At 39.9% G+C, this 12,317-nt stretch carries 11 protein-coding genes, 1 tRNA gene and 1 pseudogene; 8 read left to right on the top strand and 5 right to left on the bottom strand.

What is annotated here, in order from left to right:
• Positions 1 to 168 precede the first annotated feature (168 nt).
• Entirely contained in the window at positions 169 to 408 is a 240-nt protein-coding gene (locus AC23ME_RS19715) for a hypothetical protein (RefSeq protein WP_487729458.1), read from the bottom strand.
• Positions 409 to 524: 116 nt separating this feature from the next.
• Between AC23ME_RS19715 and AC23ME_RS19710 the strand changes: the two genes are divergently transcribed.
• From AC23ME_RS19710 to AC23ME_RS19700, 3 genes and pseudogenes are all read left to right on the top strand, one after another.
• Positions 525 to 668 carry a hypothetical protein gene (locus tag AC23ME_RS19710; protein WP_487729457.1) on the top strand — a complete coding sequence of 48 codons (144 nt, stop codon included), beginning with the start codon at positions 525 to 527 and terminating at the stop codon, positions 666 to 668.
• A gap of 2 nt (positions 669 to 670) precedes the next feature.
• Complete coding sequence (locus AC23ME_RS19705) at positions 671 to 2,134, top strand: recombinase family protein (protein ID WP_487729456.1); 1,464 nt, start codon at positions 671 to 673, stop codon at positions 2,132 to 2,134.
• A 63-nt stretch (positions 2,135 to 2,197) separates the two neighbouring features.
• Positions 2,198 to 2,977 (top strand): annotated as a pseudogene (locus AC23ME_RS19700) (recombinase family protein); the annotation flags it as partial.
• A gap of 730 nt (positions 2,978 to 3,707) precedes the next feature.
• On the opposite strand, the gene AC23ME_RS19695 reads toward AC23ME_RS19700, so the two are convergent.
• A tRNA-Phe gene (locus AC23ME_RS19695) sits at positions 3,708 to 3,783 on the bottom strand.
• A gap of 233 nt (positions 3,784 to 4,016) precedes the next feature.
• On the opposite strand from AC23ME_RS19695, the gene AC23ME_RS19690 reads away from it, so the two are divergent.
• Genes AC23ME_RS19690 through AC23ME_RS19680 form a run of 3 tightly spaced genes read left to right on the top strand, consistent with a single transcriptional unit; the run spans position 4,017 to position 6,677 of the window.
• Positions 4,017 to 5,312 carry a 4Fe-4S dicluster domain-containing protein gene (locus AC23ME_RS19690; protein ID WP_487729455.1) on the top strand — a complete coding sequence of 432 codons (1,296 nt, stop codon included), beginning with the start codon at positions 4,017 to 4,019 and terminating at the stop codon, positions 5,310 to 5,312.
• 33 nt (positions 5,313 to 5,345) lie between these two features.
• Entirely contained in the window at positions 5,346 to 5,864 is a 519-nt protein-coding gene (locus tag AC23ME_RS19685; protein ID WP_487729454.1) for a TPM domain-containing protein, read from the top strand.
• Positions 5,865 to 5,888: 24 nt separating this feature from the next.
• Positions 5,889 to 6,677 (top strand): (Fe-S)-binding protein, encoded by a 789-nt coding sequence (locus tag AC23ME_RS19680; protein ID WP_308849812.1) that lies wholly within the window; start codon positions 5,889 to 5,891, stop codon positions 6,675 to 6,677.
• Between the two features lie 140 nt (positions 6,678 to 6,817).
• Here the strand turns inward: AC23ME_RS19680 and AC23ME_RS19675 are convergent, their stop codons facing one another.
• The gene (locus tag AC23ME_RS19675) at positions 6,818 to 7,111 is read right to left on the bottom strand and encodes a GIY-YIG nuclease family protein (protein ID WP_487729453.1); all 294 of its coding nucleotides are present in this window, start codon (positions 7,109 to 7,111) and stop codon (positions 6,818 to 6,820) included.
• Between the two features lie 79 nt (positions 7,112 to 7,190).
• A complete protein-coding gene (locus AC23ME_RS19670) occupies positions 7,191 to 7,673 on the bottom strand; it encodes a hypothetical protein (RefSeq protein WP_487729452.1) in 483 nt (160 codons plus the stop codon).
• A 51-nt stretch (positions 7,674 to 7,724) separates the two neighbouring features.
• Here AC23ME_RS19670 and AC23ME_RS19665 point away from each other — a divergent pair, with 51 nt between their 5' ends.
• Together AC23ME_RS19665 and AC23ME_RS19660 are read left to right on the top strand one after the other, a co-directional pair.
• A complete protein-coding gene (locus AC23ME_RS19665) occupies positions 7,725 to 8,210 on the top strand; it encodes an ABC transporter ATPase (RefSeq protein ID WP_487729451.1) in 486 nt (161 codons plus the stop codon).
• 441 nt (positions 8,211 to 8,651) lie between these two features.
• Positions 8,652 to 11,090, top strand: coding sequence for an AsmA family protein (locus AC23ME_RS19660; RefSeq protein WP_487729450.1), 2,439 nt, complete (start codon positions 8,652 to 8,654; stop codon positions 11,088 to 11,090).
• Positions 11,091 to 11,201: 111 nt separating this feature from the next.
• On the opposite strand, the gene AC23ME_RS19655 is transcribed toward AC23ME_RS19660, so the two are convergent.
• Positions 11,202 to 12,281: a hypothetical protein gene (locus tag AC23ME_RS19655; RefSeq protein ID WP_487729449.1), complete on the bottom strand. Its 1,080-nt coding sequence runs from the start codon at positions 12,279 to 12,281 to the stop codon at positions 11,202 to 11,204.
• Positions 12,282 to 12,317 lie beyond the last annotated feature (36 nt).

Genomic DNA, 12,317 nt, shown 5'->3' with positions numbered 1-12,317 from the left:
TAAAGCAGCAGGATTCCTATTGTACTTCTTTATGATCTCCAACGCCTCAGGTAACAATAACATATTAAACTTTCGCTCCGTAAAGCGTTTGGTTTTCTGCTTGTAAATTCTATCCAATATTCCCCATTCAAATAATGTGTAATATGGTCTCTACTGAACCGTGTGATATCACATGGCGAAAGTCCCGTCAGACAGGCAAACAGAAACACGTCCCTGACTACCCGCACACCATTTTTTTCTTAACTCCAGATTACGCAACGTGTCCAGTTCATAAGTATCTAGACAGTTTCTGTCCTTGGTAACCATTTTTCTATTGAAATGTTGGATTCGCAAAAGAAAATCATTCAACAAATTAGTGGTTAAAAGAAAACACAAGCACAGCATTAACTTAAATAATACCTTCTTCATTTGATAATTATTGAATTGTTAGTGATTTTTTTTTGCAGATGTCACTACAGACTTGTCAAACCATAAACACTTTTACAACGATTATTGTAGACTGGTAACTTTACAAGACGCAGAATATGGAAACAACAGAGAGAAAGAAAAATACAAGCAATGCACGAAGATATCTACCTCCGCACCTCACGAATGTAGAAAATACCGAGCTCGCGACCATTATCGACGTACTTTATCAATTGGCCGCAGCTTACCATCAAAAAAATTAACCATGCAATCTGCAATTCTTTATATTAGGGTAAGTACGGACGAACAGGCAGACAGAGGCTATTCGCAACGCAATCAAGACGAAGTATTGAAGAAATATTGTTTGCAACATCGTATAAATATTCTAGACATTATTTTCGAAGACTATTCGGCTAAAACTTTTAATAGGCCAAAATGGACACAGATGCTGCAGAACTTAAGTAAGCAGAAACGCTACCGTTCCAAGTTACTATTATTCACAAAGTGGGACCGATTTAGTCGCAATACCTCCGAAGCTTATCAGATGATTTCCTATTTACGTAACCTGGGGGTTGAGCCGCAGGCCATAGAACAACCACTTGACCTTTCCGTCCCCGAAAATAAAATGATGCTCGCCTTTTATCTTGCCGTTCCTGAGGTAGAAAATGAACGTCGGGGACTCAATGTCTTCTACGGGCTGCGACGAGCCAGAAAGGAAGGCCGATGGACATCCATTGCCCCTATTGGATATCTTAACAAAAGCACCGAAAATGGCACCAAATACATCGCCCCCGATCCTACTCACGGGAAACTGATGAAGGAAGCATTTGAAGACCTGGCAAAAGGTAAATTTGCCATTGACCAGGTCTGGCGCGCGGCCAAGCTAAAGGGATTGAAATGCGGTAAGAGCAATTTTGCCCAAGTCATACGAAACCCCATCTATTGCGGACTCATTACCGTGCCTGCACACAAGGATGAAATGTTACAATTTGTGATTGGACAACATCAAGCATTGATCACCAGGGAAACATTTGAGAAAGTTCAACACTATCTGAACAAAGGCAAACAAGTGAAGGGCGGAAAGTTAACTTGCAGACCTGAATTATTCTTGAGAGGCCACCTATGCTGTCCCAAATGCACCAGGATGCTCACGGGTAGTACCTCTACTGGGCGGAATGGTAAGTATCATTACTACCATTGTTCCTCTGCCTGTGGCACAAGATTTCCCGCGGAGAAGGTTAATAGCCAATTTCTGGAGTTTTTAAAAAAATATAACATCGATACTGGCTTCAATAAGCTTTTCATCGCCATACTTGAAGAACTGTCACAAAACGGAGGAGAAGCAGTTTCAAAACAGATTGGCGAACTGAACAACCAGTTACAGCTGATCAGTCTCCGTATGGAAAAGAATAGAGAGCTCCTCTTGGACAACATTATAGATGGAACCGATTTCCAAGAAATCAAACTAAGGCAAACTGAGCAGTCCGAAGACATAAGGAAACGGTTGAAAGAACTTGAGGCGGCTCAGGTCACAGCAGAGGCAATATTGCCCAAAGCAAAAAGTTTTTCGCTCAACATATATGAGTTGTTCTCAATGACCAGCATGGAGCAGCAGCGACGTATGTTGCACCTATTGTTCCCTAATTTCCTTACCTACGACAGCAATGGTTTCCAAGGTATTTCAATGCCGGACAACCTTTCTATTTTATGGGAAAAACTTAAAGTTTAATCACAAAAAAGCTGTGATGCCAGCTGATTTTTTAGTAAATTGGGACTAGCCGAATTTACACGTATGAAAACAGCACATCTATACGTCAGGGTCAGCACCGACGAACAAGCCGAAAAAGGCTACTCACAAAGAAATCAAGAAGAAGTCCTTCGCAAATACTGTCAGATCAAGTCTATCAGCATAGATAAAGTCTATCATGAGGATCATTCCGCGAAGACCTTTAATCGTCCAGTTTGGAAAAAGCTTTTGTTGGACATCAAGAAAAGCAGGGATAAGGCCGATTTGATCTTGTTCACAAAATGGGACCGATTTAGTAGGAACGCAGGGGATTCCTACCATATGATCAATCTACTAAAACGATTAGGAATAGAGCCACAAGCCATTGAGCAGCCATTGGACTTAGAGATCCCCGAAAACAAAATGATGCTCGCCTTCTATCTTGCGGCACCAGAAGTTGAAAATGAAAGACGGGGACTGAATATTTTTCACGGACTTCGCCGAGCCAGGAAAGAAGGAAGATGGGTCTCGGCGGCACCTTTGGGTTATCAAAACCTAAGCAAGGCCGGCAAGAAATACATCGACCTCATTGAACCGACAGCGACCATCATCCGAGAAGCTTTCGAAGAGTTAGCGAAAGGGAACTACAACGTATCCCAAGTTTGGGAAATGGCCAGGACAAAGGGATTAAAGACCACTAGAAACAATTTTTATGAGCTCGTACGTAATCCAGTTTACTGCGGAAAAGTTAAAGTCCATAAATACAAAGATGAGGAAGCGTATCTCGCCGATGGTCAACATTCGCCATTGGTATCTGAAACAGTTTTCAACAGAGTGCAACATCTATTGGAGGGAAACAAAAAGGCTTACAGCTTAACAAAACCTGATTCTTCTAATGAACTAATCTTGAGAGGGTTCATTAAATGCACGAAATGCACACGTATGCTCACCGGCAGCGCTTCGAAAGGCCGTAAAGAATATTATCACTACTACCATTGTAGTTCGACCTGCGGTGTAAGGTTTAAAGCGGAGTACGCGAATGAATGGGTAGCAGAAGAGATCAAAAGATTCATTCCAAAATACGGACCGCCGGAATTGTATCTCGAGTTATTGCTGAATGCGTTTCACCAACATTCAAGTCCAGAACAGGACGAACGTAAAAGGGTGGTCGGAGAAATCAATGCGGTCAACCACCAACTAGCCAAGGCGAGAGATATGGTACTTGAAGGTGTATTCGATACAAGCGATTTCAAAACGCTGAAAATAGAAAGCGAAAAAAAGATCTCCCTACTGGAATCTAAGCTGCCAGAAATTTCAAAATCAATCGGATCATTAAGACATGACCTCAAAAAGGCGATATTGAACCTTAATCATATTGATATACAATCAGATAACACAAGAAATAAGCAGAAAAGGGACATTATTGGTTCGATGTTCCCCGAATATTTGTGTTTTGACCAGCACATACATCGAACCGCCCGAGTAAACGAATTAGCGGAAAATATCTCATTGATTAACAGTATTTTAAAGCACAAAAAAAAGCGGACTAAAACTGATTTATCAGCTTTGTCCGCTCTGGTGGTGCCTGCTGGGATCGAACCAGCGACACAAGGATTTTCAGTCCTTTGCTCTACCTACTGAGCTAAGGCACCTCCCGTTTGGGAATGCAAATGTAGTTTCTTTTTTTGAAAGGCAAAATTATTTTTCAAAAATATTTCTAAAATAAAAGCAGAAAGCACTTTTAGCGCTATAAATCAACACATTAATTTTTCATTAAAACATAAACTAATTCATAACCGTTCTAAATTCAATAAATTATGCAAGCATAATAAATGTTTTAAAACGAAATATTTTAACTTCGTTGTACCATTACGCTAGATTAATTATGGTTTCACAAATTATATTCGTCATCCTGGCCCTAGCTGGCACTGCATTATTTGCTTACAATGCCCGCAAGGTTATTCGCAATATCAAATTGGGAAGAACAACCGATCGTAGCGACAAACCGCAGGAAAGGTTAATGACCATGCTCAAAGTTGCTTTTGGGCAAACCAAAATGGCAGTTCGTCCAGTTCCTTTTTTCCTGCATTTAATCGTTTACTTAGGCTTCATCATTATTAACCTAGAAGTACTCGAAATTGCTATAGATGGCGCATTCGGTACACACCGCGTATTTGCCGGCTTAGGAGGCTTCTATAGCTTTCTCATTGGCAGTTTCGAAATTTTAGCAGCTGGCGTTTGGCTGGCCTGTGTAATTTTCCTCATCCGAAGAAATATTCTAAAGTTGAAACGCTTTTCTGGTGTGGAGATGAAAAATTGGCCAAAATCAGATGCCAACTACATCCTCATTACCGAAATTTTGTTGATGACAGCTTTTCTAACAATGAACGCCGCCGATGCTAAATTACAGGCTTTAGGCGCAGCTCATTATACCGCAGCAGGTTCTTTTCCAATCAGCTCATGGCTGCAGGGCTTGTTACCAAATGCTGTTGACAGCCTTATTTTCATCGAACGTTTTTGCTGGTGGTTCCACATTGTAGGCATTTTTGCATTCCTAAACTACCTACCCTATTCAAAGCATTTCCACATTATGTTGGCCTTCCCAAACACGTACTTTTCGAAGTTAACGCCAAAGGGGCAGTTTACCAACATGGATAGCGTAACCAATGAAGTAAAGGCGATGCTAGACCCTTCGTTTGTACCAGCAGATACCGCACCTGGTAAATTCGGAGCAAAAGATATTCAAGACTTGAGCAGAATTAACCTGTTAAATGCGTACACCTGTACAGAATGTGGCCGATGCACCTCTGTCTGTCCGGCGAACATTACTGGAAAATTACTTTCTCCACGTAAAATCATGATGGATACCCGCGACCGCATGGAAGAAGTGGGCAAAAATATAGATAAGCACGGCGCTGATCACCAAGACGGGAAATCGTTGTTAGATGATTACATCACCAGAGAAGAAATTTGGGCCTGCACTAGTTGCAACGCTTGTGTAGAAGCTTGTCCTGTGAACATAGATCCGCTGGAAATTATCATGGAGCTAAGACGCTACGCAGTAATGGAAGAGTCTGTTGCACCAGCAAGCATCAACGCCATGCTTGGAAACGTGGAGAACAATGGTGCACCATGGAAATACTCTCCTTCCGATAGATTTAATTGGACTGAAGGGAATTAAGGTAACGAAGAAGGAAGCTAAGCACAACAAAGGATGAGATTAGGGTTATTAGCAAGTATATTTATATTGTTTTTTTGTGCTTGTGCTCAACAACCAAAAGATGCACCAGCAAAAAGCAAGTATAAAATCCCAACGTCTATAGGCTTTGTTAGCGACTATGAGAAAAACTTTAGTTCGGCACAAAAAGACTCGCTTCGAAATTTGGTAGAAGCATTTGAAAAAGAAACAGGTATTGAAATTGCAATTGCCACTTTTGATACCACCATGGTAAGTAAAACAGACTTTAACGACTTCACTTTGGCAACAGCGAATGATTGGGAAGTTGGCAAAAAAGATGAAAATAATGGCATTCTGATTGGCTTTTCAAAAGGTCATCGAATGATGAGGATAAACAATGGCTACGGGATCGAAAAGCTGATTTCTGATGAGGAAACTCAAGAAATCGTGAATAAATATTTTATCAGCAACTTTAAAAAAGACCTTTACTTTAAGGGAACTTTTGAAGGCACAAAAGCATTAGAAGATTTACTCAGAACAAAGATCAAAAAGTAATACGCCAAACGCAATACGAACACAATGGAATTCAAAGTACCAACAATGGCCGAAATGATGGCCGCAGGAGAAGAACCAGAAATATTATTTTGGGTGGGCTGTGCCGGAAGTTACGACGAACGAGCGCAAAAAATCACCAGAGATATCTGCAAAATCTTACATCATGTGGGCATGAAATATGCGGTGCTAGGTACCGAAGAAAGCTGTACTGGTGATCCAGCCAAAAGAGCCGGCAACGAGTTTCTTTTCCAAATGCAGGCAATGGCTAATATCGAAGTGCTGAATGCCTACAACATTAAAAAGATAGTCACCGGTTGTCCGCATTGCTTTAACACCATTAAAAACGAATATCCTGGCTTAGGTGGCACTTACGAAGTCATCCATCATACACAACTTATCCAAGATTTAATTAACGAGGGCAAGCTTAAAGCTGAAGGTGGTGAAAGCTTTAAAGGTAAGAAAATTACCTATCACGATCCTTGTTACTTAGGCAGGGCAAATGGCGTTTACGAAGCTCCAAGAAAAGTATTGGAAGTTTTAGATGCCGATTTGGTAGAGATGAAACGCTGCAAAGCAAATGGCTTATGTTGCGGTGCTGGCGGTGCACAAATGTTTAAAGAACCAGAAAAAGGCAAAAAAGATGTTAACATTGAACGTATTGAAGAAGCCTTGGCTACCGAACCGCAATTTATTGCCGCTGGCTGCCCATTCTGCATGACCATGCTTAATGATGGCGTAAAACTAAAAGACAAAGAACAAGAAGTTAAAGTATTAGATATCGCAGAGATTACGGCTAGAGCTAACGGGCTTTAATCCCTCTCTTCGCTGTGCGGTTTCTCTCCTCTACAGGGAGAGATTCGTTCTTGGGAATGTTTGTAGGATAGAGATATTGGAAGCACCCCCTTCTTCGTCATTGCCAGCTCGACTGGCAATCGTAATGCGATATACAATATTTACAAATCGCCATGAAATAAGTCTCTCCACGACGGATTATGCTTTTCTATTAACTGATTTTTCCAAATTCTATCCCATCCTTTCAATTTCTTCTCCATTGCAATCGCTTCTTCGATAGTAGAAAATGCTTCAAAGTAAACAAGCTTATTACAATTATATTTGGCAGTAAATGACGAGGGATAAGCTTTAGTCTTATGTTCAAGAACTCTCGTAAACAAATTGCTAGTTACACCTATATAAACTACGGTGTTAAACACATTAGTCATTATGTAAACACAACCACCACGTTGCATATATATTAATTTTATTTCGCATTACGATTCCGAATTAAATTCGGAATGACGGCAAGAATAAGAAGCTTGCCTAATGAACCTATTTATTAGCAACCAAGTTAGGCTGCGTCAACGCTCTGAAATGACTAGCCAACTCGTTCAGTTGGTCTACATCTATATCTTTTAGCGGCACAACCAAATAAGTCGACATACTATCGATAGCACCTTGCTTATCATTACGGGTTTGTACAATGACGTCGTCATTTTTGGTATGTAGCCAAAGTTCTCCGCTCTTGGTATCGCCGTAATAGTTCATTGCTTTAAACCTGCTTAGGTTAAACGCAAAAAACTCCTCCTTGCCGTTGGTGTAAACCTTTCTGTAACGACAAAAACCAGTGTTAGTAATCTTCAGTTCATATAGTTTTAAAGGCTCTTTTTGTCCGTCTTTATCATAGTGTTTGTTCAACATACCATGTATAAAAACCCGACTATCTTCTGGTGCCGCAAAACCTACCAACAGTAAAAAAACTAGACCGAACGAAAAGAAAACAAACTTTTTTAAGGACAATGTAAACTTTTGCATGAGAGTTCCCGTTTAAAAAGACGGAAGTTAAATATTTTGATAAATTTGAATATGATTTTTTCTCCACAATCTAAAGTTTGGATCTACCAAAGTAATCGGAAGTTTACGGAACAGGAAGCAGCAGAAATAAGCGATATTTTAGCTCGCTTTGTCGACCAATGGACCGCTCACGGCTCGCAGCTTCAGGCTAAAGCAGAAATCTTCCACAACTATTTTATTGTGCTTACAGTAGACGAACAGGTGGCAAATGCTACAGGTTGTTCAATCGATTCTTCTGTAAGGATAATTAAAGAAATTGAAAGCAAATACGGTTTGGATCTGTTCGATCGTTTCAACATGGCTTATAAAATAGATGACGAAGTACATGTTGCCCCCAAAGAAGATTTCGAAACGTTGATTAGCATCAAAAAAATTGGCTTAGAAACTATCGTGTTCAACAATTTGGTGCAAACCCTAGAAGATTTTGAGCAAAAATGGGAAGTGCAACTGCAAGATAGTTGGCACAAAAACATATTTGCAGAACAGCTAAATGGTTAATTGTTTAAATTGGTTATTCGGTTAACTGATTTTTTTGAAAATGTGCGATCAGTACATCTTGGCAACTGTAGTCCCGCTATTCGCTGTAATCTTTTTGCCGACAGCCTGCACACCAAATGTCATGCTGAGTTTATCGAAGCATCATCTGTTCGTAAAAATCCTTCGACAAGCTCAGGATGACACTTTTACAAAAAGTATTTCCGCTCCTATCGGGTTTAGGAAACGTAAACCTGTGCACAGCACTTGCATTCTAAACCCGACATAAGCGAGCACGACCCCGATATTTCATCGGGGAAGTAAAGCGTTTGGCGGGACGAACATTAATAGTACCACTGCCTTTGCTTTTCAAATAATCAAGTCTTATCTGTTATTAACTAATAATTAACGACGAACAAACAACTTGTATGTTTATTTGTTAACTTGGGATTACAGATACCGTTAATGAAACGTTGGCTCAAAATTTCTTTAAAAATAGTAGGCGCACTGCTTATTTTACTTATCCTAGCTTGGGTAGGTGCAGCATATTACATCAGCAAAAACAACAAGGCCATTTTAGCCAAAATACTGAACCAGGTAAATACCAAAGTGAATGGAACGGTAAGTGTTTCGCACATGGAAACTACTTTGCTCAAGGGTTTTCCGGGGATATCTGTATCCTTAAAAAATGTATCGCTGAGAGATAGCTTATGGCAAAAACACCAACACGAACTGCTTAATGCAAAAGATATTGATGTTTCGCTGAACGCACTTTCGCTGGTTGTGGGCACCATCAACATCCGCAAAGTGGCCATTAACAATGCTAAAATCTATTTGTACACAGATTCTACCGGCTATACGAACACCAGTATGTTCCGCACCAAAAGCCAGAAAAAGGCAGAGAACAACAACGACAAGTCGAACGATTTACAGGTAAGGATTATTGATTTGAACAAGGTGGATTTAGTGATTGATAACCAGAAACGCTTTAAACTTTTCAGTTTTTATGTAGACGAACTGAAGGGGAAAATAAAATATCCGTTTGGCAGATGGGATGGTGATTTTAAATTGAAAACACAAGTACGGAGTTTTGCCTTTAATACCAGAAAAGGTAGCTTTTTAAAAGACAAAAGCATTATTGGCAACATGACAGCACATTATGATGATGAGGCGGAAGTAATTATTATAGACCAAAAACCAATTAAGATAGGTGATGATACCTTTAGCATCGGCGCAAATATTAACGTGGCCGAGAATAAATCTGCTTTCTCTATTGCCATAAAGGCTGATCAAATTATGTTCCCTAATGTTGCGAAATTGCTGGCACCTAACATCTCTACTAAGTTGCTCAAATTTGGAATAGAAAAGCCCATTGATGTTACCGCTAGTATTATTGACAATGGCGATAAAACCAGTAGCGACCCGCTCATTAATGTAAAAATGACGGTGGCGAATAACAACCTTACTATTCCATCTGGAAATTTAACAGATTGCAGTTTTACAGGATTTTTCTCTAACCAAGATACCACCAGCAAACCCATTGGCGATGCAAATTCTATTATTCGCTTCTACGGATTGAAAGCGAACTACTATAATGCGCCAATTAGAGTAGATACATTTACGGTTTCGAACTTAGAGAAACCTTTGGCGCAAGGTTTGGTGACTTCGAAATTCAACTTAGAACAATTGAATGGTTCTTTTGAGGAAGAAAGTTTCAAGTTTGAAAAAGGCACTGCCGATTTGAGCTTGTTTTGCCAGGCAGATATTGACAATTTCTTGTTTACAAAACCTGTACTTCAAGGTAAAATAGCAATTAAGGGTGCCACTATTAATTACCTGCCTCGTAATTTAAAGTTGGTAAACAGCTCGCTAGATTTAAACTTTAATCAAAAGGACTTACACATCACCAACAGCAGACTTCAACTCGGCAAAAGCATATTGAACATGAGCTGCAGCATCGAAAACTTCTTGAATTTTTACTACACCGATCCACAAAAAATAGAAGCAAACGTAAAACTAAGCAGTCCAAATTTGAACTTGAGCGAGTTTATGCCATTTTTAGGACCACGACAAGCGAAACGCAAGAAAACATCGAGCAAAAATGCAATTAAAGAAGCTTCGGAACAGTTGAGTGCAGCTTTGGAAGCATCTAAAGTGCATTTACAGCTGAATGTGAACAGGGCGGTTTACAATAAATTTATAGCCCGTAACTTAAATGCCAATATTTCGCTGATTGGCAATGGCGTTTACTTCAATAAAATTGCGGTGCAACACGCTGGCGGCAATATCAATTTCAGCGGAAAAGTGGAGCAATTGGGCGCCGTGAACAAAATGCAACTGAACGCCAATATTGCCCGTGTAAGTATCAAAGAGTTCTTTTACGCCTTCGATAATTTTGGTCAGCAGTCTATTACCAACAAGAACCTAAAAGGATTTCTTTCTGCTAACGTTAATGCTTCGGGCAATGTAACAGCAAAAGGAAATATGGTTCCAAAATCGATGTATGGCAAGGTGAACTTCACTTTAGACAAGGCTGCATTGGTTGGTTTCGAACCTTTAGAAAAGGTAGGGAAGTTTGTTTTCAGAAGCAGAAATCTATCGAATGTAGAGCTCGAAAAACTAAATGGCGTACTTACCCTACGCGGCGATAAAGTAGATATCAGCCCTATGAAGGTAAATTCTACCGCACTTAACTTTGATGTAAAGGGAGTGTATAGTTTCAATCGCGGCACCAATATTGCCTTAGATATTCCTCTGCGAGATCCTAAAAAAAGCGCTGATATTATTGACAAAGAAGAACGGGAGTTGGCACGAATGAAAGGAATTGTGCTACACCTAAAAGCTGTTGACGAAGATGGGGAACTTAAGATTAAGTGGAACAGGAAAAAGGACAGGGAGTTATAGCTCTCTATCCTCCCAAATATGACTTTCAATAGCCTATTGTTGAAGAACCATTAATTTTTCGCAAGCTTGTTGTTTCTAATAGACCTCAATAATGGTTGCTGGCTTTTGAAGTTAGAATTTTACCGATATACCCAAACCAGAAGATGCAGCGCCAAATGTTAAGCTTTTCTTTGCATTCTCCAGTGCGGTCGTTCCTTTAGATGAAACTGGAATTGAAAAAACTGTAGTAATTAAACCAACTACCGCTGCCCCAGCTCCTGCATACACGAGAGTTTCGTTAATGTCATATTCCCCTCCACTAAGCACACCTACCCCAGTTACTGCCGCTCCGGCGGCGGCAAGACCAACACCAATCCACATACCTCTTTTTGCCTTTTTTCTTTCTTTTAAGTAAACGTTAAAGTGTTTTGCGGCTTCTGGATACTGGCTTTCACGCCCTGATAAAATTTGCTTTATTTCTGCCTCTATTTGCGTTTGTCGAACTAGCGTTGCTAGGTTTCTGTTAGTTAAAGATACAGCAGCATTAGAAAAAGTGGCACCAACTGTATTTATGACTTCTTCTTGTTGCTGGCTTTTACTTATCTGTGTATTAACATTAGTGTTTTGGGTAGCACCTGTCTGATTATGTTGCTGCGTTTGGTTTCCTTGGTTGACGGTATTATTGTTTGCTACGTCATTTTGCTGAGTAATGGCAGAATTCGAAGCGCTCGACTTAGTTGAACTTGCGCTGAAATTGCAGTTGGGATTTCTTCCATCAAATACAAGACAAACATTACGCACTTGATAATACAACATCGTTTTTGAAGAACTATAAATTGCAAATCCATTACCATTCATTGAATTAGCATTATCCCTGCTATCGAAGGTAGCACTTTTGTAATAGCCATCATTTTCCCCAACTGCACTTGAGTAATCAACAGCTCCTATAAAAACCTGGTTAGAAATTCTCCATTCGAAAGCTATCGGCATTCTTGTAACCTTATGGCGAACGCTCCATGCATAGATTCTTTTTTGCTTATCATACCATTTTAGTTTGGCACTAAACAAAATATTGGCATTCTCGGGTGTGGCCACCCAATTTCCCCATTCAGTATCATATTGAATAACTTTTTCGTCTTCAGCAATAACCTTTTGACTAAATACAGCATTCACTTGCAAAAGGAACACCAACGGCAGTAGATACTTTTTCATAATAGATAGTTTAGTACACAAAGCTAGCATCCAAAA

Source organism: Pedobacter sp. T50_32 (genome assembly GCF_057652195.1).
This window is presented reverse-complemented; position numbering and strand designations above follow the sequence as displayed.